The 22,610-nt window shown below is 72.5% G+C and carries 19 protein-coding genes; 16 read left to right on the top strand and 3 right to left on the bottom strand.

Annotation, left to right across the window (positions count from 1 at the left end; all coding sequences use genetic code 11):
- Window positions 1-38: 38 nt before the first annotated feature.
- From EV187_RS02670 to EV187_RS02645, 6 genes are all read left to right on the top strand, one after another.
- Entirely contained in the window at window positions 39-1,367 is a 1,329-nt protein-coding gene (locus tag EV187_RS02670; RefSeq protein WP_130351477.1) for an ABC transporter substrate-binding protein, read from the top strand.
- Window positions 1,368-1,435: 68 nt separating this feature from the next.
- Window positions 1,436-2,398, top strand: coding sequence for a carbohydrate ABC transporter permease (locus EV187_RS02665; RefSeq protein WP_130351476.1), 963 nt, complete (start codon window positions 1,436-1,438; stop codon window positions 2,396-2,398).
- Window positions 2,395-3,342, top strand: a complete 948-nt coding sequence (locus tag EV187_RS02660) for a carbohydrate ABC transporter permease (RefSeq protein WP_130351475.1) — start codon at window positions 2,395-2,397, stop codon at window positions 3,340-3,342. Before EV187_RS02665 ends, EV187_RS02660 begins: the two co-directional genes overlap by 4 nt.
- Window positions 3,343-3,421: 79 nt before the next feature.
- Entirely contained in the window at window positions 3,422-4,933 is a 1,512-nt protein-coding gene (arfA, locus tag EV187_RS02655; protein ID WP_130351474.1) for an arabinosylfuranosidase ArfA, read from the top strand.
- Window positions 4,934-4,959: 26 nt separating this feature from the next.
- A complete protein-coding gene (locus EV187_RS02650) occupies window positions 4,960-5,961 on the top strand; it encodes an arabinan endo-1,5-alpha-L-arabinosidase (protein WP_130351473.1) in 1,002 nt (333 codons plus the stop codon).
- Between the two features lie 8 nt (window positions 5,962-5,969).
- Entirely contained in the window at window positions 5,970-7,283 is a 1,314-nt protein-coding gene (locus EV187_RS02645) for a D-arabinono-1,4-lactone oxidase (RefSeq protein WP_130351472.1), read from the top strand.
- A gap of 171 nt (window positions 7,284-7,454) precedes the next feature.
- Here EV187_RS02645 and xdhC read toward each other — a convergent pair whose 3' ends face one another.
- From xdhC to EV187_RS02630, 3 genes are read right to left on the bottom strand one after another with little or no spacing between them, the layout of a single operon-like run.
- Window positions 7,455-8,288, bottom strand: a complete 834-nt coding sequence (gene xdhC, locus EV187_RS02640; protein WP_130351471.1) for a xanthine dehydrogenase accessory protein XdhC — start codon at window positions 8,286-8,288, stop codon at window positions 7,455-7,457.
- A gap of 12 nt (window positions 8,289-8,300) precedes the next feature.
- Window positions 8,301-10,733 (bottom strand): xanthine dehydrogenase molybdopterin binding subunit, encoded by a 2,433-nt coding sequence (gene xdhB / locus EV187_RS02635; RefSeq protein WP_130351470.1) that lies wholly within the window; start codon window positions 10,731-10,733, stop codon window positions 8,301-8,303.
- A complete protein-coding gene (locus tag EV187_RS02630) occupies window positions 10,730-12,217 on the bottom strand; it encodes a xanthine dehydrogenase small subunit (RefSeq protein WP_130351469.1) in 1,488 nt (495 codons plus the stop codon). The genes xdhB and EV187_RS02630 overlap by 4 nt, the downstream gene beginning before the upstream one ends.
- A 125-nt stretch (window positions 12,218-12,342) precedes the next feature.
- Between EV187_RS02630 and aceB the strand changes: the two genes are divergently transcribed.
- From aceB to menC, 10 genes are all read left to right on the top strand, one after another.
- On the top strand, window positions 12,343-13,941 hold the full coding sequence (gene aceB, locus EV187_RS02625; RefSeq protein WP_130351468.1) for a malate synthase A: 1,599 nt from the start codon (window positions 12,343-12,345) through the stop codon (window positions 13,939-13,941).
- Window positions 13,942-13,943: 2 nt separating this feature from the next.
- Window positions 13,944-15,200, top strand: coding sequence for a DUF6986 family protein (locus tag EV187_RS02620; protein ID WP_423190873.1), 1,257 nt, complete (start codon window positions 13,944-13,946; stop codon window positions 15,198-15,200).
- Window positions 15,201-15,240: 40 nt separating this feature from the next.
- Entirely contained in the window at window positions 15,241-16,089 is an 849-nt protein-coding gene (locus EV187_RS02615) for a bifunctional allantoicase/(S)-ureidoglycine aminohydrolase (RefSeq protein WP_130351467.1), read from the top strand.
- A complete protein-coding gene (allB, locus tag EV187_RS02610) occupies window positions 16,080-17,486 on the top strand; it encodes an allantoinase AllB (RefSeq protein ID WP_207221711.1) in 1,407 nt (468 codons plus the stop codon). The genes EV187_RS02615 and allB overlap by 10 nt, the downstream gene beginning before the upstream one ends.
- Window positions 17,476-17,970 carry a 2-oxo-4-hydroxy-4-carboxy-5-ureidoimidazoline decarboxylase gene (uraD, locus tag EV187_RS02605; RefSeq protein WP_130351466.1) on the top strand — a complete coding sequence of 165 codons (495 nt, stop codon included), beginning with the start codon at window positions 17,476-17,478 and terminating at the stop codon, window positions 17,968-17,970. The genes allB and uraD overlap by 11 nt, the downstream gene beginning before the upstream one ends.
- On the top strand, window positions 17,967-18,308 hold the full coding sequence (uraH, locus tag EV187_RS02600) for a hydroxyisourate hydrolase (RefSeq protein ID WP_130351465.1): 342 nt from the start codon (window positions 17,967-17,969) through the stop codon (window positions 18,306-18,308). The genes uraD and uraH overlap by 4 nt, the downstream gene beginning before the upstream one ends.
- A 4-nt stretch (window positions 18,309-18,312) precedes the next feature.
- Complete coding sequence (pucL, locus tag EV187_RS02595) at window positions 18,313-19,212, top strand: factor-independent urate hydroxylase (protein ID WP_130351464.1); 900 nt, start codon at window positions 18,313-18,315, stop codon at window positions 19,210-19,212.
- Window positions 19,213-19,276: 64 nt separating this feature from the next.
- A complete protein-coding gene (locus EV187_RS02590; protein ID WP_130351463.1) occupies window positions 19,277-20,551 on the top strand; it encodes a saccharopine dehydrogenase family protein in 1,275 nt (424 codons plus the stop codon).
- Window positions 20,548-21,363 (top strand): hypothetical protein, encoded by an 816-nt coding sequence (locus tag EV187_RS02585; RefSeq protein WP_130351462.1) that lies wholly within the window; start codon window positions 20,548-20,550, stop codon window positions 21,361-21,363. The genes EV187_RS02590 and EV187_RS02585 overlap by 4 nt, the downstream gene beginning before the upstream one ends.
- Complete coding sequence (menC, locus tag EV187_RS02580) at window positions 21,363-22,601, top strand: o-succinylbenzoate synthase (RefSeq protein ID WP_130351461.1); 1,239 nt, start codon at window positions 21,363-21,365, stop codon at window positions 22,599-22,601. Before EV187_RS02585 ends, menC begins: the two co-directional genes overlap by 1 nt.
- Window positions 22,602-22,610: the final 9 nt, after the last annotated feature.

Genomic DNA, 22,610 nt, shown 5'->3' with positions numbered 1-22,610 from the left:
ACAACGGTGTCAGCACCGCGAGAGGAATGCACACAGCTATGAAGTCGAAGATCCTGGCCGCGACCGGCGTCGTCGCCGTGGCCGCCGCCGCTCTCACCGGCTGCTCGGCCGGCGAGGCCGAAGCGTCCTGCACCAACGAGATCCAGAAGCCCGACGCGACCCAGGTCAGCGTGTGGGCGTGGTACCCCGCCTTCGAAGACGTCGTCGACCTCTTCAACGAGTCCCACGACGACGTCCAGATCTGCTGGACCAACGCCGGCCAGGGCAACGATGAGTACACGAAGTTCTCGACCGCCGTCGAGTCCGGCTCCGGCGCCCCCGACGTCATCATGCTCGAGTCCGAGGTGCTCTCGAGCTTCTCGATCCGCGACGCGCTCGTCGACCTCACCGAGTTCGGCGCGAACGAGGTGAAGGGCGACTACACCGAGGGCGCCTGGAAGGACGTCTCCAGCGGTGACGCGGTCTACGCCATCCCGGTCGACGGCGGCCCCATGGGCATGCTGTACCGCAAGGACATCCTCGACCAGTACGGCATCGCCGTCCCGACCACGTGGGACGAGTTCGCCGCCGCGGCGCAGGCCCTGAAGGACGCCGGTGCACCCGGCGTGCTCGCCGACTTCCCGACGAACGGCCGCGCCTACAACCAGGCGCTGTTCGCCCAGGCGGGCTCGGTCCCCTTCGCCTATGACAACGCCGAGCCGACCTCGATCGGCATCGACGTGAACGACGACGGCTCCAAGAGCGTGCTCGCGTACTGGGACCAGCTCGTGAAGGACGGGCTCGTCGCCACCGACGACGCGTTCACCGCCGACTACAACACCAAGCTCGTCGACGGCAGCTACGCGATCTACGTCGCGGCCGCGTGGGGACCGGGCTACCTCGGCGGTCTCTCCGACGCCGACTCCGACGCCGAGTGGAAGGCCGCGCCGGTTCCCCAGTGGGACCCCGCGAACCCGGTGCAGATCAACTGGGGCGGCTCGACATTCGCCGTGACGAGCCAGGCGGCGGACAAGGAGGCGGCCGCGGTCGTCGCCAAGGAGGTCTTCGGCACCGAGGAGGCATGGAAGCTCGGCATCGAGAAGGCCGCCCTGTTCCCGCTCTGGAAGCCCATCCTCGAGTCCGACTACTTCCGCGACCTCGAGTACCCGTTCTTCGGCGGGCAGCAGATCAACAAGGACGTGTTCCTCGAGGCGGCGGCCGGGTACACCGGCTTCACGTTCAGCCCCTTCCAGAACTACGCCTACGACCAGCTGACCGAGGAGCTCTACGCGATGGTGCAGGGTGAGAAGGATTCGACGCAGGCCCTCGACGACCTGCAGGCCTCGCTCGAGCAGTACGCCACCGAGCAGGGCTTCACCCTCCAGTGAGCGGATGCCGCGTCCCGGCGCCATGCCGGGACGCGGCACCCTGCCCGCTCCGACGAAGGAAGCGACACATGACGACGCACTCGACCCTGGCGGCGCCCCCGGCGGCGGCCGTGGCGCCCGCGCGGCGGCGCGCACCCGAAGGGGGATCGAAGCTCGAGCGACGCCGGCAGCGGTGGGGGTGGCTGTTCGTCTCCCCGTTCCTCCTGGTGTTCGCCCTCTTCCTGATCTTCCCGCTGTTCTACGCCTTCGGCATGAGCCTGTTCACCTCGACGCTCGCGACCGGTACGAAGTTCACGGGTATCGAGAACTACGTGAAGGCGTTCACCGATCCGCTGTTCCTCGAAGGGCTCCTCCGGGTCGCGGCGTTCGCGATCGTGATGATCCCGGCCCAGCTGATCGTCGCGATGGCGGCGGCGCTCGTGCTGGACACGCTGGTGACCCGCCTGGCCAGCCTCTCGCGGCTGCTGATCTTCGCGCCGTACGCGATCCCGGTCGTGATCGGCGCGCTCATGTGGAGCTTCCTCTACAGCCCGAGGTTCGGACCCGGTGCGACGCTCTTCGACCTGGTCGGCCTGCCGACTCCCGACTTCCTCGCGTCCGACACCGTCTTCGCCAGCCTCGTCAACATCGTGACGTGGCAGTGGTCGGGCTACTACATGGTCGTCATCTACGCGGCCCTGCGATCGATCGACCCGTCGATCTACGAAGCCGCACGCATCGACGGGGCGAACGGGTGGCAGACGGCGATCCGCATCAAGGTCCCGATGATCTCCTCCTCGGTGGTGATGGTCATCACCTTCGCCCTCATCGGCACCCTGCAGTTCTTCACCGAACCGGTCGTGCTCCGCAACATCGCGCAGGGCGCGATCGACGCGGCCTACACCCCGAACATGTACGCGTACTCGCTCGCGTTCTCCTACAGCCAGTTCAACTACGCGTCGGCCATCGCGTTCTCGCTCGGCATGCTCGTGTTCGCCGGCTCGTTCGTCTTCCTCTTCCTCACGCGCAAGCAGAGCGGACTCAAGTCATGAGCGTCTTCGCCCCCCGCGCCGACGTGCGCGACGAACCCGGCACCACCGTGACCGGACTCCCCTCGCGGGAGGACCGCAGCGTGAAGGACCGCCGGAACCGCAACGGCGGACGCCGCATCGGCTCGCACGCCTTCCTCGTCATCCTGGCGATCTACTTCGTCTTCCCGATCTGGTGGCTCGTCGTCGCGGCCACGAAGAACACCTCGGGCCTGTTCGGCTCGAGCGCCTTCTGGTTCGACGACCACTTCGCGCTCTTCGAGAACATCGCGGGCCTCTTCACGCACCAGGGCGGCATCTACTGGCGGTGGCTCGCCAACTCGTTCGTCTACGCCTTCGCCGGCGGCATCGGGGCGACCGTGCTCGCGATCCTCGCCGGCTACGGGTTCGCGAAGTACCGCTTCCGCGGCCGTGGGGCGGTCTTCACGATCATCCTCGGCTCGGTCATGGTGCCGCTCACCGCCCTCGTCATCCCCACGTTCATGCTGCTCAGCCAGTACGGCATCATCAACACGCCGTGGGCTGTCATCCTGCCGAGCCTGCTCAGCCCGTTCGGCGTCTACCTCATGCGCGTCTACACGCAGGACGCCGTGCCCGACGAGATGCTCGAGGCGGCCCGCATCGACGGGGCGGGCGAGCTGCGCACGTTCTTCCAGGTCGCGCTGCCGCTGCTCCGCCCCGCGATCGTCACGGTGCTGCTGCTCTCGGTGGTCGGCACCTGGAACAACTTCTTCCTCCCGCTCGCCGTGCTCACCGACCCCGAGCTGCTGCCGGTCACCGTCGGCCTGAACCGGTGGACCGCGCTCTCGAACGCCGGCGCCGGCGGCGAGCAGGTGTGGAACCTCATCACGACGGGCGCGTTCGTGTCGATCCTGCCGCTCATCCTCTCGTTCCTGTTCCTCCAGCGGTACTGGCAGGGCGGGCTCGCGATCGGCAGCATCAAGTAGGCCGCAACCTCACAAGCCAGCGGATGCCCCGGCGCGGGGCCTGCCGCAGATCCACCGCTCCTCACACAGAAAGCAGTCCATGCCCACCGCACGCCTGACCATCGACCCGCACTTCACCATCGGGCCCGTCAACCGGCGCGTCTTCGGCGGCTTCGTCGAACACCTCGGCCGGCACGTCTACGACGGCATCCACGAGCCCACCCATCCCACCGCGGACGCCGACGGCTTCCGGGCCGACGTCGTCGAGCTCGTGAAGGAGCTCGGGGTGTCCACGATCCGCTACCCCGGGGGCAACTTCGTCTCGGGGTTCCGCTGGGAGGACAGCGTCGGCCCTCGCGAGGAGCGGCCCCGCCGGCTCGACCTCGCCTGGCACTCGACCGAGACGAACGAGGTCGGGCTGCACGAGTTCGCGTCGTGGCTCGACAAGGTCGACAGCGAGCTCATGCTGGCGGTCAACCTCGGCACGCGGGGCACGCTCGAGGCGCTCGACCTGCTGGAGTACTCGAACATCGCGGGCGGCACCGCCCTGTCCCAGCGCCGCATCGAGAACGGGCGCACCGATGCGTTCGGCGTGAAGATGTGGTGCCTCGGCAACGAGATGGACGGTCCGTGGCAGCTCGGACATCGTTCGGCCGAGGACTACGGCAAGCTCGCCTCGCGCACGGCGAAGGCGATGCGCCAGCTCGACCCGTCCATCGAGCTCGTCGTCTGCGGCTCGTCGAGTGCGCACATGCCCACGTTCGGCGAGTGGGAGCGCGTCGTGCTCTCGCACACGTACGAGGACGTCGACTACATCTCGTGCCACGCCTACTACGAGGAGAAGGACGGCGACCTCGGCAGCTTCCTCGCCTCGGCCGTCGACATGGACCGCTTCATCGAGACCGTCGTCGCGACGGCCGACCACGTGAAGGCCGTGCTCGGCAGCGAGAAGACCGTGGACATCTCGTTCGACGAGTGGAACGTGTGGTACCTCTCCCGGTTCCAGAACGTGGACCGGATCGAGGGCCTCGACAACTGGCCCATCGCCCCGCGCCTCCTCGAGGACGTCTACTCGGTCGCCGACGCCGTCGTGTTCGGCAACCTCATGATCTCGCTCGTGAAGCACGCCGACCGCGTGACGAGCGCCTCGCTCGCCCAGCTCGTGAACGTGATCGCGCCGATCATGACCGAGCCCGGCGGCCCGGCCTGGCGGCAGACCACGTTCTTCCCGTTCTCGATCACGTCGCGGCTCGCGCAGGGCGAGGCGCTGGAGCTGAAGCTCGACGCGCCGACCTACGAGACGAAGGAGTACGGCGAGGTCCCCCTCGTCGATGCGGTCGCCACCCATGACGCCGAGACCGGGCGCACCGCCGTCTTCCTCGTGAACCGCAGCCAGGACGAGCCCCTGACGCTCATCGTGGACATCGCGACCCTCGGCGACCTGTCGGTGCTCGAGTCGCACACCCTCGCCGACGACGACGTGTACGCCAGGAACACGTTGGCCGAACCCGAGCGGGTGGCGCCGCGGTCGAACGACTCGGTGCGCATCGACGGGGGCGAGCTGACCGTGACTCTGCCGCCGGTGTCGTGGACCGCGATCTCGCTCGGCTGAGGCGCGGCGGGTCGCGGCGGTCGTCCATGCCGCCGCGCCCCGCCGCACGAGCAGCGCGCCGCCTCGGCCTCGGCGTGCTGCTCGCGGCATCCGTGACCCTCGCGCTCGCCGGCTGCGCCACGAGCGGCGCCTGGGACCTCTCGGGCGACCTGTCGACGCACGACCCGGCCCTGGCCAGGGACGGCGACACCTGGTACGTGTACTCGACCGGGAACGGCACGGTGGCCGACGGCAACGTGCAGGTCCGCTCATCGTCCGACGGCCGGTCGTGGCGCTACGAGGGCGAGGTCTGGGACGAGAAGCCGGAGTGGATCGACGAGGCCGTGCCCGGCGTCGACAACCTCTGGGCGCCCGAGCTCGTCGAGCACGACGGCACCTGGTACCTGTACTACTCGGCGTCGCGGTTCGGCAAGAACGCGTCGGTCATCGCGCTCGCGACGAACACCACGCTCGACCCCGACGATCCCGCCTACGACTGGGTCGATCGTGGGCCCGTGATCGCGTCCGCGCCGGGCGACGACTTCAACGCCATCGACCCGGGCGTGGTCGACGACCACGGCACGCCGTGGATGTCGTTCGGCTCGTTCTGGAGCGGCATCCGCATGGTCGAGCTCGAGTGGCCCAGCGGACTGCGGGCCGACGAGGCCGAGCCGCTGCGCCTCGCCGACCGGGGTGCCCCGCCGAACGCGATCGAGGCGCCGCACCTCCTCGAGCACGACGGCCATTGGTTCCTGTTCGTCTCGCGCGACGACTGCTGCCAGGGCGCCGACAGCACCTACAAGGTCGCCGTCGGCCGGGCGGATGCCCCGACCGGGCCGTTCATCGACCGCGACGGCGTGCCGCTGCTCGAGGACGGCGGCACCGTGCTGCTCGAGACCGCCGGACGCCGCATCGGCCCCGGCGGGCAGTCCGTCGCCGATGGGATGATGGCCCTGCACTACTACGACCGCGACCTCAACGGGCAGTTCCAGCTCGCGCTGGTCCCGCTCGGGTGGGACGCCGACGGATGGCCGGTGCTGCGCTGGTGAGGAGGACGATGGAACGCAACTGGGCCGGCAACCTGACCTACCGCGCGCGGCAGGTCGTGCACCCGGCGTCCGTCGACGAGCTGCGGGAGGTGCTCGCCGGCGACGGCCAGTTCCGAGCGCTCGGCACGCGCCACTCCTTCAACGACCTCGCCGACACCGACGGCACGCTCATCGCGACCGACCGGCTGCCGGTGCACGTCGACGTGTCGAGCGCGCCGGGCGCCGTGCGGTGCACGGGCGCGACTCGCTACGGCGACCTCGCGCCGGTGCTGCACCGGCAGGGCCTCGCGCTCGCGAACCTCGCGTCGCTGCCGCACATCTCGGTCGCGGGCGCCGTGGCCACCGGCACGCACGGCTCGGGCGACGGGATCGGCTCGCTCGCCACCGCGGTGCGGGGCATCGGCCTCGTCACCCCGGGCGGCGAGCTGCGCAAGCTCGTGCGCGGCGACGCCGACTTCGCCGGCGCGGTCGTGCACGAGCTGCGCAAGCTCGTGCGCGGCGACGCCGACTTCGCCGGCGCGGTCGTGCACCTCGGCGCGCTCGGAGTGGTCACCTCCCTCGAGCTCGACGTCGAGCCGACCTACGACGTCGCGCAGGCGGTGTACGAGTCACCCGCTTGGGACGCGATCCTCGCCGACCTCGACGCAGTCACCGGGCTCGGCACGAGCGTCAGCATCTTCACGCGGTGGTCGCGCACCGACGTCGCCGACCAGCTGTGGGTGAAGCAGCGGCTGCCGTTCGACACGGATGCCGCGGAACGGCGTCGTGCGGTGGTCGAGCGGCTCGGCGCCCACCCGGCGACGCAGGCGCGGCATCCGATCATCGGGCTGCCGGCCGACGCGTGCACCGAGCAGCTCGGCGCACCCGGCCCGTGGTTCGAGCGCCTGCCGCACTTCCGGCTCGGGTTCACGCCGTCGGCGGGGGCGGAGCTGCAGTCGGAGTACCTCGTGCCCCGGGCGGACGCCGTCGCTGCGCTCGAGGCGGTGCGCGGGCTCGCCGATCGCATCGCCCCGCTCCTGCAGGTGTGCGAGGTGCGCACGGTGCGGGCCGACGACCTGTGGCTGAGCGCCGCCTACGGCGTCGACGTCGTGGCCCTCCACTTCACGTGGGTGCGCGACGAGCCGGCCGTCACCGCGCTGCTGCCCGCCATCGAGGCCGCGCTGCCCGCCACCGCGCGTCCGCACTGGGGCAAGGTCTCCACGCTGCCGGGCGACGAGGTGCGGCGCCGCTACCCTCGATGGGACGACTTCGCCGCCCTGCGCGCCCGGTTCGATCCCGAGGGCCGGTTCCGCAACGCGTACCTCGCGCGCCTCGGGCTCTGACGCCGCACGCCGCACCCGCGGGAGCCCGCGGGAATCCCGGTGCGCCGCCCGAATCCCGCGCGTCGCGGATTCCGCCGGGCGAGCAGGATTCCGCCGCGAAGGGGCGCGGCGGGGTGCGCCGGGCGAGCAGGATTCCGCCGCGAAGGGGCGCGAGCCGCGGATGCCGCGGGCTCACCGCACGGGCGCCGCCGCGGCCTCCTCCACGAGCTGCAGCACCCGGGCCGCGACGCTCACCGCGATGGCCGCCGGCTCCTTCGAGCGGATGCCGTCGATGCCGATCGGGGTCGACACGCGCGCCAGGTCGCCGTCGCCGAGGCCGGCCTCCCGCAGCTCCTTCGTGAAGCGCGCCCACTTCGAGCGCGAGCCGATGAGTCCGATCGAGCCGATGCCGGGGACGCGCAGCGCGGCCTCGACGATCGCGAGGTCCTCGACATGGTCGTGGGTCATGACGAGCACGTGGGCACCGGCCGGCAGGTCGGCGAGCGCTGCCTCGGGCACCGGGAGCGGCCGCAGCGCGACCGTCGCGACGGCATCGGCGAAGGGTCCGCTCGAGCCGGGCGCGCCGATCCGCTCGGGCGCGAGCATCTCGGCCCGCGAGTCGACGAGCGTGAGCTCGATCGGCTGCCGGGCGAGGATGCGGGCGAGCTCGAGCCCGACGTGGCCGATCCCGAAGATCGCGACCGCCGGCACGACCGGCACGGGTTCCAGCAGCATGGTGACCTCTCCTCCGCAGCACTGCACGCCGTAGTCGGTGACGGCCTTGTCGCTCAACGTGAGCGTGAGCAGCTCGGGCTCGGCGGTGGCGTCCGCCAGCATCTCCCGGGCCCGGCGGGTCGCCGTCGCCTCGAGGTTGCCCCCGCCGACGGTGCCGAAGAACCCGTCGCGCCAGACCACCATCTTGGCGCCGCCGTTGCGGGGAGCGTGCCCCCGCACCATCGCCACGGTCACCATCACGGCGGCCGTGCGCGACGCGCGCAGGCGCTGCACGGCGTCGACCCAGTCCACGGTCCGCTCCGACTACGAGTCCGAGGGCACGAGCGGTCGGGGAGCGCCGGTGGTGGCGCCGGTCGCGGTCGTGGCGCCCGACGCGGCATCCGTGCGATCGTCCTCGTCCCGGCGAGCGGCGAGGATCGCGCGGAACGTCGCCTCGCCCGTCGCGGGCGAGCCGAGTTCGACGCTGCGACCCTCGGGCCCGAACGCGCCGACCGCCTCCCGGATCGCCTCGCGCACGCTGAACGCGAGCATGAGCGGCGGTTCGCCGACGGCCTTCGACCCGTAGACGGCGCCGTCCTCCGCGGCGTGCTCGAGCAGGCGTACGTTGAACTCCTCGGGCATCTCGGAGAAGCTCGGCAGCTTGTAGGTGCTCGCCGACTGGGTGAGGAGCCGACCGCGACCGGGGCCGTCGGTCGTGTCCCAGCGCAGCTCCTCGAGCGTGAGCCATCCGGCGCCCTGCACGAACGCGCCCTCGACCTGGCCGAGGTCGATGATCGGCGAGAGCGAGTCGCCGACGTCGTGCAGGATGTCGACCCGCAGCATCCGGTGCGCGCCGGTGAACCCGTCGACCTCGACCTCGGTCGCGGCCGCTCCGTAGGCGAAGTACTTGAACGGCTCGCCCTGCATCCGCTCGGTGTCCCAGTGCAGGCCCTCGGTGCGGTAGAAGCCCGCAGCCCAGAGCTGCACGCGCTGGTGGTAGGCGGCGTCCGCGACCTGCGCGAACGTGAACCAGGGTCCGCCTGTGCCCATCGGAACCGGCCCGAGGCCGGCGACCCGCCCGCCCGAGAAACGCACGTCGCGCTGGTCGACCCCGAGCATCCGCCCGGCGACGGCGGCCATGCGGTCGCGGATCTGCTCGCAGGCGTGCTTCACCGCGCCGCCGTTGAGGTCGGCGCCCGACGAGGCGGCGGTGGCCGAGGTGTTGGGCACCTTGTCGGTGCGCGTCGGGGCGAGCCGCACCGTCTCGAGCGGCACGCCGAGCGCCGTGGCGGCGACCTGCAGCATCTTCGTGTGCAGGCCCTGACCCATCTCGGTGCCGCCGTGGTTCACGAGCACCGAGCCGTCCTTGTACACGTGCACGAGGGCGCCGGCCTGGTTGTAGGCGGTCAGGGTGAACGAGATGCCGAACTTCACGGGCGTGATTGCGAGGGCCCGCTTCACGTCGTCGTGCTCGTGGTTGAACGCCGCGATGCGAGCCCGGCGGGCGTCGAAGTCGCTCGAGCGGCGGAGCTCCTCCCAGATCGTGCGGAGCCGTTCGGCGTGGCGCACGGGCTGTCCGTAGGGCGTCGTCTGGCCGGGGCGGTAGAGGTTGCGCTCGCGGAGCGACGCCGGATCGATGCCGAGCGCCGGCGCCGCGTGCCCGAGCACCTCCTCGATCACGAACATGCCCTGCGGCCCGCCGAACCCGCGGAACGCGGTCTGGGACGTCTTGTTCGTCTTCGCGACGCGTCCCTGGGCCACGAAGTGGGGGATCCAGTACGCGTTGTCGACGTGGCAGAGGGCGCGGCCCATCACGGGCTCCGAGAGGTCGAGGCTCCAGCCCCCGTCGGAGGTGAGGGTCGTCGCGAGCGCGACGATGCGGCCGTCGTCGTCGAACCCGGCGGTCCACACGATGTGGAACGGATGCCGCTTGCCGGTCATCGTGAGGTCCTGCGTGCGGTTGAGCCGCAGTCGCACCGCACGGCCCGTGAGCATGGCCCCGAGCGCGGCGATCGCCGCGAACCCGTGCGGTTGCATCTCCTTGCCGCCGAACCCCCCGCCCATGCGCAGCGCCTGCACGGTCACCCGGTTGTTCGGCAGTCCGAGCACGTGCGCGACGATCTCCTGCGTCTCGGAGGGGTGCTGGGTGCTGCAGTCGACGAAGACCTGCCCCTCGGAGTCGACCCGGGCGAGCGACGCGTGCGTCTCGAGGTAGAAGTGCTCCTGCCCGCCGATCTCGATGACCCCCTCGAAGACGTGGGGCGCGGTGGCGAGCGCGGCCTCGGGATCGCCGCGGCGGATCGTGCGGGGGATGCCCTGGAACGAGCCCGCCTCGATCGCCTCGGGCACGGTGATGACCGACGGCAGGGTCTCGTACTCGACGCGCACCGCGGCGGCGCCGAGTCGGGCGGCCTCCGCCGTCTCGCCGAGCACCCAGGCGAGGGCGTGCCCGTGGAACATCGCCTCGCCGGGGAAGAGCGGCTCGTCGTGCTTGACACCCGCGTCGTTGACTCCCGGCACGTCGGCCGCGGTGAGCACCCGTACGACGCCGGGCACCTCGAGCGCCGGCGCGACGTCGAGCGTCACGAGCGCGTGCGCCTGCTCCGACTGCACGGGCCACGCGGTGAGCGCGTCGCCCGCGCGAGCGGCGAGATCGTCGGTGTACACGGCGTGCCCGGTGGCGTGCAGTGCGCCGCTCTCGTGGGGCGTGGGGCGTCCGACCACGGGGTCGATGGGGCGTGCGGCGAGCTCGCTCATGCCGGCACCCCCTCGGGCGTGAGCGGCGTGGACCGGTGCAGCTTCAGCAGCGCAGTGCCGAGCATCAGCGAGCGGTACTCGGCGCTCGCCCGGTGGTCGGACATCGGGGTGCCCTCGGTGCCGAGCACGGATGCCGCGTCGCGGGCGGTCTCGAGGGTCCACGGTCGCCCGACCAGCACCGCCTCGGTCGCCCGTGCGCGGATCGGGGTCGCCGCGACGCCGCCGAGCCCGATGCGTGCGCCCGCGATCACGCCGTCGTCGAGGTCGAGCGCGAGGCCGACGGCGACGCTGGAGATGTCGTCGAATCGGCGCTTCGCGACCTTGTGGAACGCGAAGATGCCCGCGAGCGGCAGCGGGATCCGTACCGCTCGGATGAGCTCGTCGGGCCTGCGCACGGTCTCGCGATAGCCCGTGAAGTAGTCGGCGAGGTCGACCTCGCGCTCGCCGGCGGCCGACACGAGCACGACGCGGGCCTCGAGCGCGAGCAGCGCCGGGGCGGTGTCGCCGATGGGCGAGGCGGTGCCGAGGTTGCCGCCGATCGTGGCGCGGTTGCGGATGAGGGGCGACGCGAACCGCGGGAACAGCTCGGCGAGCAGCGGCACTGCGCCGTCGAGGCGGCGTTCGACCTCCGACAGCGCGAGTGCGGCGCCGATCTCGATGCCGGCGTCGCCGAGGTCGAGCGTGCGCAGCTCCGGCAGCCGCTCGATGGCGATCGAGAGCGGCGCGCGCCTGCCGCGGAGGTTCACGTCGACGCCCCAGTCGGTCGTGCCGGCGACCACCATGGCGTCGGGCTCGTCGCGCATGAGGCCGAGCGCCTCGTCGAGCGACGCCGGGCGCACGAACCGCCCGTCGGGCCCGTCGAGCCGGGTCGCCACGACGTCGGGAGCGGGGCGGGAGCGCCGGTCGGCGAGCGGATCGCCGGCCTCGGGCTCGCCGAGGGCGTACGCGGCGTCCCGGATCGGGCGATATCCCGTGCACCGGCACAGGTTGCCGCTCAGGGCGTGCAGGTCGAAGCCGTTGGGGCCGTGGTGCGCGTCGGCGCGGCCGTCGACGGTGTCCTCGGCGTCGGCGGGCTGCGGCTCCGCCGCGTCGCCCGCCGCGCGTCCGGCCCGGTAGAACTCGCCCGCCATGCTGCAGGCGAAGCCGGGCGTGCAGTAGCCGCACTGCGAGCCTCCGGCCTCCGCGAGGCGCGCCTGCACGGGATGCGGCGCCTCCGGGCTGCCGAGGCCCTCGGCCGTCACGACCTCCTGGCCGTCGAGGGCCGCGACGGGCACCAGGCAGGCGTTGACCGCCGTCCACCGCGTGCCGCCGTGGTCGTCGGGCATCGCGAGCAGCACCGCGCACGCGCCGCACTCGCCCTCGGCGCACCCCTCCTTGCATCCGGTCAGCCCGATCCCGCGCAGCCAGTCGAGCGCGGTCGAGTGGGCCGACACGCCCTGCAGCGGGTGTCGTCGTCCGTTGACCATCACGCCGATGTGATCCATTCGCACTCCTTGGATTCGGAGTCTACGCCGCCGCCTTCCCCGCGATCCGGTTACGCCGTGGGCGCATCTGCGCCAAGATGAGGACAGCGTGGGGAGCGTGAAGCCCGGAAGGGAGCGGCAGCCGCATGACCATCGAGATCGCCCGTGACATCGAGGTCCCGGGCGGCGAGGAGATCCTCACCGACGAGGCGCTCGCCTTCGTGGAGGCGCTGCACCATCGGTTCGATCCCCGCCGTCGCGACCTCCTCGTCGCCCGGGCACGACGCCGCGAACGGATCGCCCACGGCGAGCGCCTCGACTTCCTCCCCGAGACCGAGGAGATCCGCAGCGGCGACTGGCGCGTGCCGCCGCCGCCGCCGGCGCTCGCCGACCGGCGGGTGGAGATCACCGGCCCGGCCTCGCCGGCGAAGATGGCGATCAACGCGCTCAACTCCGGAGCGCGCGTCTGGCTCGCGGACCTCGAGGACGCGTCGAGCCCGACCTGGCCCAACGTGGTCGGCAGCGTGCGGCACCTGCGCGACGCGGCGGGCGGCACGCTCGAGTACACGTCGCCCGAGGGCAAGGCCTACGCCCTCCGTTCCGACGTTCGCCGCCCGACCGTGGTCACGCGCCCGCGCGGCTGGCACCTGCCCGAGAAGCACGTGCTCGTCGACGGCGAGCGGGGCTCGGGATCGCTCGTCGACTTCGGCCTGCACTTCTTCCACACCGCCCGGCAGCTCATCGACAACGGCGACGGGCCGTACTACTACCTGCCGAAGCTCGAGAGCCACCTCGAGGCGCGGCTGTGGAACGACGTGTTCGAGTTCGCGCAGGAGGCGCTCGGCATTCCACGGGGCACCGTGCGCGCGACCGTGCTCATCGAGACGATCCCCGCCGCCTTCGAGATGGACGAGATCCTGTTCGAGCTGCGCGAGCACGTGTCGGGGCTGAACGCGGGACGCTGGGACTACCTGTTCAGCCTCATCAAGGTCTTCCGCGATGCCGGCCCCGAGTTCATCGTGCCCGACCGGGCCGACGTGCAGATGACCGCCCCCTTCATGCGCGCCTACACCGAGCTGCTCGTGAAGACCTGCCATCGGCGTGGTGCCGTCGCGATGGGCGGCATGGCCGCGTTCGTGCCCAACCGTGCCGACCCCGAGGCCACGGCGGTCGCCTTCGAGAAGGTGCGTGCCGACAAGACCCGCGAGGCGAACGACGGCTTCGACGGCTCGTGGGTCGCGCACCCCGACCTCGTGCCGGTCTGCAGGGAGGTCTTCGACGGCGTGCTCGGCGACCGGCCCAACCAGCTCGACCGGCAGCGGCCAGAGGTCGAGGTGACCCCCGCGCAGCTCCTCGACGTCGCCTCCGCGGGCGGCTCGGTCACCGAGGCGGGCCTGCGCACGAACCTCTCCGTGGGCGTCGCCTACACCGCGGCCTGGCTCGCGGGCAGCGGGGCGGTGGCGCTGCACAGCCTCATGGAGGACGCCGCCACCGCGGAGATCTCCCGCTCCCAGGTGTGGCAGCACCTGCGCCACGACGTGGTGCTCGCCGACACCGGGCGCACGATGACGCCCGAGCTCGTGCGCACCGTGCTCGACGAGGAGGTCGCGCAGCTCCGCGCCGAGACGACGCCCGAGCGGTTCGCCGCCTACACGGAGCCGGCAGCCCGGTTGATGGCCGAGTTCTGCCTGGCCGACGAGTACGTCGACTTCCTCACCCTGCCCGCGTACGAGCTGTTGGAGTGAGGGTGCGCGCCGTGCTGCCCGCCGTCGTGCTCGCCGCGATCGACGCCCGTCTCGCGTCGACCGACCGGCTGCTGGCGGCCGTCTACCCCGGCGACGACGGCACTCGCCAGCCGGTGCACACCGTCTACGTGCCTGCCGACCGCTACACCCCCGAGCTGCCGATCCAGTGGGGGAGGGCGGCGCGCCAGGCCGCGGCCGCTGCGGGCGGCGTGGAGGCGCTCGCCGTCGACGTCGGCATCGCCCCCGAGGTCGCGGCGGCCGTGGCGCCGCTCGTCGAGCAGAAGCTCGCACGGGAGCCGATCGAGGACCTGCGCGTCGACTTCGAGGACGGCTACGGCGACCGCGGCGATCACCTCGAGGACGCCGACGCCGTGCGTGCCGCGAAGCGCGTCGCGGCCGCGACGGGCGCCAATTTCGCCCCGCCGTTCATCGGGATCCGCTTCAAGTCGTTCGAGGCGCCGACGCGGGCTCGCGGCATCCGCACGCTCGACCTGTTCCTCACGACGCTCATGGACCAGGGCGTGCTGCCCGACGGCCTGATGCTCACGCTGCCGAAGGTGTCGACCGTCGCGCAGGTGGAGGCGATGGTCGACGCCGTCGAGGCGCTCGAGCGCGCACACGGCCTGCCGCACGGCCGCCTCCGATTCGAGGTGCAGGTGGAGACCCCGCAGCTCGTGCTGGGCGCCGACGGCGTCGCACCCGTGGCGCGGCTCGCGATCGCCGCGCCCGGCCGCATCGCCGGGCTGCACTACGGCACCTACGACTACAGCGCCGCGGTGGGGATCGCAGCGCCGTACCAATCGCTCGACCATCCGGCGGCCGACCACGCGAAGAACGTCATGCAGGTGGCCGTGGCCGGCACCGGCATCCGCCTCTCCGACGGCTCGACGAACGTCCTCCCGGTCGGCGATCGTGCACCCGAGGGGTGGCGGCTGCACGCCCGGCTGGTGCGCCGGTCGCTCGAGCGCGGGTTCCCGCAGGGGTGGGACCTGCACCCGGCGCAGCTGCCCACCCGGTTCATCGCCACGTACGCGTACTACCGTGACGGCTACCCCGAGGCATCCGCCCGCCTGCGCCACGTGCACGACCGCACCTCCGGCGCGGTGCTCGACGAGCCGGCGACGGTGCGGGCACTCGCGGGGTTCGTCCGCCGCGGCGTGCAGTGCGGCGCGATCACCGCGGCGGAGGTCGCCGCGGACACCGGCATCGACGAGCGCGCGCTGGCCGCCCTCGCGACCCAGCGGCGCACGACGACATGAGCGGATGCCGCACCGCACCGCCCACGGACGAGGAGGTCCCATGAGCTACTTCACCCCGCAGGGCGGACTGCCTGCGCAGACCGAACTGCTCACCGACCGCGCGATCGTGACCGAGGCGTACACGGTGATCCCGAAGGGCGTGCTGCGTGACATCGTGACGAGCAGGCTGCCGGGCTTCACGGGCACCCGCTCGTGGATCCTCGCCCGGCCGATCGCGGGCTTCGCGACGACCTTCGCCCAGCTCATCGTCGAGATCGGGCCGGGCGGAGGCGCCGAGCGACCCGAGCGGGAGGAGGGCGTCGAGGGCGTCGTGTTCGTCACGACCGGTGAGCTCACCCTCGACGTCGACGGCGAACGCGACGTGCTGGGCCCCGGTGGGTACGCCTACCTCGCCGCGGGCGCGCCCTGGTCGATCGCGAACGAGGGCGACGAGCCCACGTCGTTCCACTGGATCCGCAAGGCGTACGAGCACGTCGAGGGCATCCCGGCGCCGACGTCGTTCGTCACGAGCGACGCCGACGTGGCGCCGGAGCCGATGCCCGACACGGAGGGGGCGTGGGCGACGACCCGGTTCGTGGATCCCGACGACCTCGCGCACGACATGCACGTGAACATCGTGACGTTCCAGCCCGGCGGCTCCATCCCGTTCGCCGAGACGCACGTCATGGAGCACGGGCTCTTCGTGCTCGAGGGCAAGGGCGTCTACCGGCTCAACGGCGACTGGGTCGAGGTCGAGGCGGGCGACTTCATGTGGCTCCGCGCCTTCTGCCCGCAGGCCTGTTACGCGGGCGGCCCGGGCCCGTTCCGCTACCTGCTCTACAAGGACGTGAACCGCCAGGTGCGGCTCACCGATCCGGGCACCGGGCGGGCCGCGAGCCGATGGGGCTGAGCGAGCGGATGCCGCAGGCGGCCGCGCCCGCGGCATCCGGACCCCACGACCTCGTGGTCGCCGGCGAGCGGGTGCTCGTCGACGGAGAGTTCATCCCCGCGGAGGTGGCTGTTCACGGCGGCGTCATCGCGCGGGTCGCGCCGCTCGGCACGGGACTGCCCGCGGTGCGCTCGGTGCGGCTCGCCGACGACGAGGTGCTGATCCCGGGGCTCGTCGACACCCACGTGCACGTCAACGAGCCCGGCCGCACCGAGTGGGAGGGGTTCGCGACCGCGACGCGTGCGGCCGCGGCCGGGGGCGTCACGACGATCATCGACATGCCGCTCAACAGCATCCCGCCGACCACGTCGGCGGAGGCGCTTCGCGTCAAGCGCCGGGCCGCCGAGGGGGCGGTCTTCGTCGACGTCGGATTCTGGGGCGGCGTGGTGCCCGACAACCGGGCCGAGCTCGGGCCGCTCGTCGACGAGGGCGTGTTCGGCTTCAAGTGCTTCCTCGTCGACTCGGGCGTTCCCGAGTTCCCCGCGGTCTCGGTGGGGGAGCTCGAGGCCGCGATGCGGGTGCTCGTCGCCACCGACTCGCTCCTCATCGTGCACGCCGAGGACGCCGGCGTCATCGAGGCGGCGCCGCATCCGCACAGCCGTGCCTACGCGGACTTCCTCGCGTCGCGCCCGCCCGCGGCGGAGCTCACCGCGATCGGCGCCGTCATCGCGGCCGCCGAGCGCACCGGCGCCCGCGCGCACATCCTGCACCTGAGCGCGGCGGACGCGCTCGAGCCGATCGCCGCCGCACGCCGCGAGGGCGTGCGACTCAGCGCCGAGACGTGCCCGCACTACCTCACGCTCACCGCGGAGGAGATCGCCCCAGGGGCCACCGCGTTCAAGTGCTGCCCGCCGATCCGCGGTGCGGTGAACCGCGACGGGCTGTGGGCCGGACTCGAGTCCGGCACGATCGACTTCGTCGTGTCCGATCACTCGCCGGCACCGGCCTCGCTGAAGCTGGCGGGCCACGGCGACTTCGCCGAGGCATGGGGCGGCATCGCATCGTTGCAGCTCGGGCTGCCCGTCGTCTGGACCGAGGCGCGCCGCCGCGGGATCCCGCTGGCCAGGGTCGTCGAGTGGATGTCGGCGGCGCCCGCACGCCGGGTCGGCCTCGGCGGGAAGGGCGCGATCGCCACGGGGTTCGCGGCCGACCTCGCCGTGGTGGCGCCCGACGCGACCTTCACGGTGGACGCCGCGGCGCTGGAGCACCGGCATCCGATCACGCCCTACGAGGGCCGGGTGCTCGCGGGGGTGGTGCGCGCCACCTACCTCGCCGGGACGCCGGTCGACCCGACGAACCCGCGCGGGCGGCTGCTGCGACGGGCACAATCGGAGGGTGGGGCGAGCGATGAGGCTTGAGGAGTTCAACGCCCTCGGTCGCGAAGCGGCGATCGAGGCGCTCCGGCCCTGCCTCGACATCCCGCGCTGGTGCGAGGAGCTGGCCGCCGGGCGCCCCTACGGCTCCGTCGTCGAGCTCGTGGCGTGGGCCGAGGCGGCCGCCGACCCGTTCACCGCCCGCGAGGTCGACGGCGCCCTCGCCCACCACCCCCGCATCGGCGAGCGGGCCGCGGGGGCGACTGCCGAAGCCGCCATGTCGCGCGCCGAGCAGGCGGGCGTCGACCCACGCGACGCGGAGGCGGCGGCCGCGCTCGCCGCGGGGAACCTCGCCTACGAGCAGCGGTTCGGCCGCGTGTTCCTGATCAGGGCGGCGGGACGCTCGGCCGCCGAGATCCTCGCCGCGCTCACCGAGCGCCTCGGGCACACGCCGGCCGAGGAGGAACCCGTGGTCGCCGACCAGCTGCGCCAGATCGCCGTCCTCCGACTGAAGGGACTTTTCGCATGAGCACCTCCCGGATCACCACGCACGTGCTCGACGCCACCACCGGGCGCCCCGCGGCCGGCGTCGCCGTCGAGCTGTACGTCCGCGCGGGCGACGGCTGGTCGTCGATCGCCACGGGCGCCACGGATGCCGACGGGCGGATCTCGACGCTGGGACCCGACGAGCCGGCGTCCGGGGAGTACCGGCTGCGGTTCGACACCGGCGCGTACTTCCGCGCGCGGGGCGCCGAGACGTTCTACCCCGAGGTCGTGCTCACCGTGCTCGTCGCCGACGACGGACGCCACGTGCACGCCCCGCTGCTGCTGAGCCCGTTCGCCTACTCCACCTATCGAGGGAGCTGAGCCCATGTCCGAGCCCGCGATCGTCCTCGGCCCGAACCAGTACGGCAAGGCGGAGGTGCGCGTGGTGAAGGTCACGCGCGACGCCGCCAGGCACGGGATCGACGACCTCAACGTCACGTCGCAGCTGCGCGGCGACTTCGCCGCGGCGCACCTCGCGGGCGACAACGCGCACGTCGTGGCCACCGACACGCAGAAGAACACGATCTTCGCCTTCGCCCGCGACGGCATCGGCTCGCCCGAGGCGTTCCTGCTGCGGCTCGCCGACCACTTCACGGGCTCGTTCGACTGGGTCTCCGGGGGGCGGTGGGAAGCGGAGCGATTCGCCTGGCAGCGCATCCGGGTGGGCGACGGCGAGCACGACCACGCGTTCGTGCGCAGCGGCCAGGAGGTGCGCACGGCGGTGGTGGTCGCCGACGGCGCCGACCGGCACGTCATCGCCGGCCTCAAGGAGCTCACGGTGCTGAAGACCACCGAGTCGGGGTTCGAGGGCTACCCGAAGGACCGGTACACGACCCTGCCCGAGACCCACGACCGCATCCTCGCCACGGATGTCGCGGCCCGCTGGCGCTACGGACGCCACGACGTCGACTACGACGCGGTGTACGCCGGCGTGCGCGCCCTGCTCCTCGAGGCCTTCGCCGAGGGGTACTCCGCCGGCCTGCAGGCCACGCTCTTCGACATGGGCCGCCGCGTGCTCGAGCGCCACCCCGAGATCGCGGAGATCCGCTTCTCGATGCCGAACAAGCATCACTTCGTGGTCGACCTCTCGCCCTTCGGCCTGGACAACCCGAACGAGGTGTTCTTCGCGGCCGATCGCCCCTACGGCCTGATCGAGGCGGCGGTCCAGCGCGACGGCGTCGGGAGCCCGGCCGTGGCCTGGGAGGGCATCGGCGGCTTCTGCTGACCGCGCACCCGCCGACGCCGGCGAGCGCATCGACGCGGGGGGTGCGTCGCGATAGCGTCGACCCATGCGGATCCTCCTCGTCGGCGCCGGAGGCGTCGGAGATGCCATCGCCAAGATCGCGGCCCGCCGCGACTTCTTCGAGCTCATCGTCGTGAGCGACTACGAGGAGGGGAGGGCGACGCGCACGGTCGACTGGATCCGGGCGAAGCACGGGGACGACGTCGCCGGCCGGTTCGCCACAGCGCAGATCGACGCGTCCGACCCCGACGTCGTGGCATCCGTCGCCCGCGAGCACCTCGCCACGCACGTGATGAACGCCGTCGAGCCGAAGTTCGTGCCGTCGATCTTCGCCGGCGCCCTGGCCGCCGGAGCGGACTACGTCGACATGGCGATGAGCCTGTCGGAGCCCCACCCGACCGACCCCCACGCGCAGACCGGCGTGAAGCTCGGCGACGACCAGTTCGCGCAGGCGGGCGACTGGCAGGCCGCCGGACGCCTCGCGCTCGTGGGAATGGGCGTCGAGCCGGGCCTCTCCGACGTGTTCGCCCGCTACGCGGCCGATCACCTGTTCGAGCTGGTCGACGAGCTCGGGGTGCGCGACGGTGCGAACCTCGTCGTCACCGATGACGACGGCAACGAGATCTTCGCGCCGTCGTTCTCGATCTGGACGACGATCGAGGAGTGCCTGAACCCGCCCGTCGTGTGGGAGAAGGACGCCGGATGGTTCACGACCCCGCCGTTCAGCGAGCCCGAGGTGTTCGAGTTCCCCGAGGGGATCGGCCCGGTGGAGTGCGTCAACGTCGAGCACGAGGAGGTTCTCCTCATGCCGCGCTGGGTCGACGCGAGGCGGGTCACCTTCAAGTACGGGCTCGGCGAGGAGTTCATCAACGTGCTGCGGGTGCTGCACCTGCTGGGACTCGACTCGACGACGCCGATCCGGGTGCGGTCGCAGAACGGCCCCGTCGAGGTCGCTCCCCGCGACGTGGTGGCGGCGGCCCTGCCCGACCCCGCGACGATCGGCCCGCGGATGACCGGCAAGACCTGCGCGGGGCTCTGGGTCACGGGCATCGGCACCCACGGCCGCCCGCGCGAGGTGTACCTGTACCACGTCGCCGACAACGCGTGGACCATGGCCGAGTACGAGTCCCAGTGCGTGGTCTGGCAGACCGCGCTCAACCCGGTCGTCGCCCTCGAGCTGCTCGCCACCGGCGTGTGGACCGGCAGCGGCGTGCTCGGGCCCGAGGCGTTCGACGCCGTTCCGTTCCTCGACCTCATGGCCAGGCCCGAGCCCGACGGCGGCTACGGCCAGCCGTGGGGCATGGAGGATCGGCTGGCGTGACCGCCCTGTCGCACGAGGTGGCGGCGCCGGTCGTGGCCGACGCCATCGCCGTCGCGGATGCCGCGGACGCCCGCGCCGGCATCCGGACCCGCGCAGCCCGCACCGACGAGCTCGACGCCGTCCTCGATCGCTTCGCCGCCACCTGGGGCGAGGGCCGCGGACCGGATCGCGCGACGCTGCAGGCGCTCGCGCACGCGGGGAACACCGTGCTAGTGGCCGTCGACGACGGCCCGGATGCCGCCGAGCCGCCCCTCGGCGCGACGCTCGGCTTCCTCGGCTGGGCGGGCGGCGTGCACCTGCACTCGCACATGAACGCCGTCGACCCGGCGACCAGGGGTCGCGGCATCGGCGTCGCACTGAAGCTCCGGCAGCGGGCGGTCTCCCTCGCGCACGGCGTCACGGAGATGCGGTGGACGTACGACCCGCTCATCCGGCGCAACGCGCGCCTCAACCTGGTGCGGCTCGGCGCGGAGGTGGTGGCGTTCCTGCCCGACTTCTACGGTGAGCTCCGCGACGCGATCAGCGGCACCGACCGCAGCGACCGCTTCGAGGTGCGCTGGCGCATGGACTCGCCACGCGCCGCGCGGGCCCTCGCCCGATCGCCGCAGCCCGAGTGGCGCGGCGAAGGCGGTCTCGCCCTGACGGACGACTTCGAGCGCGTGCGCGCCGGGGATCCCGAGCTCGCGGCGCGCCTGCGCGCGGCCTCCCGTGAGGCGTTCGCCGCCCTCGGAGCCGACCCGTCGCTCCGGGTCGAGCTGGATGCAGGCGGGGACTACGTGTTCACCCGCGACGACCCCGACCGGGAGGCCTGATGACCGAGACGACCGAAACCGCCGCGCCCACGATCGAGCGGATCGAGTTGCATCGCCTGGAGGTGCCGCTCGTCCGCCCGTTCGAGACCTCCTTCGGGCGCGAGACCGCGCGCGAGGTGCTGCTCGTGCACGTGATCACCGACGCGGGCGACGGCTGGGGGGAGTGCGTCGCCGGGCGCGACCCGTTCTACTCGGGCGAGTACGTCGCCGGCGCGGCATCCGTCATCGAGCACTACCTCGGCCCGGCCCTCCTCGGTGCGCACGGCCGGCACGCCCGGCCGACCCGGTCCCACCCGGCTCCGGATGCCGCCGGGCAGGCGGCGGCCGAGGGCCCGGGCTCGCGCGGCGCATCCGTGCCGCTCGCGGCATCCGTGGCCGGGACGCTCGCGTTCGTCGCCGGCCATCGGATGGCGAAGGGGGCGCTCGAGGCGGCCGTGCTCGACGCCGAGCTGCGCGCGCAGGGCCGCTCGATGGGCGAGCTGTTCGGCGCCGAGCGGGAGTGGGTGGACTGCGGCGTCTCGGTCGGAATCGCGCCGACCCTCGAGGAGCTCCTCGACGAGGTCGCGGGCTACGTCGAGGAGGGCTACCAGCGCATCAAGCTCAAGATCAAGCCCGGCTGGGACCTCGTGCCGGTCGGAGCCGTGCGCGAGGAGCTCGGCCCGCGCGGGCTGCTCCAGGTCGACGCGAACACGGCGTACACCGCCGACGACATCCCGCTGCTCGCCCGTCTCGACGCCTTCGACCTGCTGCTCATCGAGCAGCCCTTCGCGGAGGAGGACCTCGCGACGCACGTGCGCCTCGCCCAGGCGTGCACCACGCCGGTGTGCCTCGACGAGTCGATCCTCGACGCGTCCGTCGCCATCGACGCGATCGAGCGCGGCGCCACCTCGGTCGTGAACATCAAGCCCGGGCGCATGGGCGGCTACCTCGAGGCCCTGCGCGTGCACGACGCGTGCCGCGCCCTCGACGTGCCCGTGTGGTGCGGCGGCATGCTCGAGACCGGCGTCGGCCGCGCGGCGAACGTCGCCCTCGCCGCGCTGCCCGGGTTCACGCTGCCGGGCGACACGTCGGCGTCGTCGCGCTACTTCGCCGAGGACGTCACCGAGCCGTTCGTGCTGGGCGACGGCGAGCACCGCGGCCAGCTGCGGGTGCCGGATGCCCCGGGTACGGGCGTCACCGTGCGCGAGGAGCTCGTGCGGCAGTGGGCCGGCGCCGCGCCCGTGGTGCTCTCCCGCTGAGCGCCGCGG

This window comes from Agromyces ramosus, from assembly GCF_004216665.1.
GTDB classification, from domain to species: domain Bacteria; phylum Actinomycetota; class Actinomycetes; order Actinomycetales; family Microbacteriaceae; genus Agromyces; species Agromyces ramosus.
The sequence above is the reverse complement of the archived record's forward strand: the minus strand, read 5'-3'. Positions and strand labels throughout refer to the sequence as shown.

Coding starts and splice junctions, on each gene's coding strand:
- EV187_RS02670 (WP_130351477.1), top strand. CDS start 39: ATGAAGTCGAAGATCCTGGCCGCGACCGGCGTCGTCGCCGTGGCCGCC.
- EV187_RS02665 (WP_130351476.1), top strand. CDS start 1,436: ATGACGACGCACTCGACCCTGGCGGCGCCCCCGGCGGCGGCCGTGGCG.
- EV187_RS02660 (WP_130351475.1), top strand. CDS start 2,395: ATGAGCGTCTTCGCCCCCCGCGCCGACGTGCGCGACGAACCCGGCACC.
- arfA (WP_130351474.1), top strand. CDS start 3,422: ATGCCCACCGCACGCCTGACCATCGACCCGCACTTCACCATCGGGCCC.
- EV187_RS02650 (WP_130351473.1), top strand. CDS start 4,960: ATGCCGCCGCGCCCCGCCGCACGAGCAGCGCGCCGCCTCGGCCTCGGC.
- EV187_RS02645 (WP_130351472.1), top strand. CDS start 5,970: ATGGAACGCAACTGGGCCGGCAACCTGACCTACCGCGCGCGGCAGGTC.
- xdhB (WP_130351470.1), bottom strand. CDS start 10,733: ATGAGCGAGCTCGCCGCACGCCCCATCGACCCCGTGGTCGGACGCCCC.
- EV187_RS02630 (WP_130351469.1), bottom strand. CDS start 12,217: ATGGATCACATCGGCGTGATGGTCAACGGACGACGACACCCGCTGCAG.
- aceB (WP_130351468.1), top strand. CDS start 12,343: ATGACCATCGAGATCGCCCGTGACATCGAGGTCCCGGGCGGCGAGGAG.
- EV187_RS02615 (WP_130351467.1), top strand. CDS start 15,241: ATGAGCTACTTCACCCCGCAGGGCGGACTGCCTGCGCAGACCGAACTG.
- allB (WP_207221711.1), top strand. CDS start 16,080: ATGGGGCTGAGCGAGCGGATGCCGCAGGCGGCCGCGCCCGCGGCATCC.
- uraD (WP_130351466.1), top strand. CDS start 17,476: ATGAGGCTTGAGGAGTTCAACGCCCTCGGTCGCGAAGCGGCGATCGAG.
- uraH (WP_130351465.1), top strand. CDS start 17,967: ATGAGCACCTCCCGGATCACCACGCACGTGCTCGACGCCACCACCGGG.
- pucL (WP_130351464.1), top strand. CDS start 18,313: ATGTCCGAGCCCGCGATCGTCCTCGGCCCGAACCAGTACGGCAAGGCG.
- EV187_RS02590 (WP_130351463.1), top strand. CDS start 19,277: ATGCGGATCCTCCTCGTCGGCGCCGGAGGCGTCGGAGATGCCATCGCC.
- menC (WP_130351461.1), top strand. CDS start 21,363: ATGACCGAGACGACCGAAACCGCCGCGCCCACGATCGAGCGGATCGAG.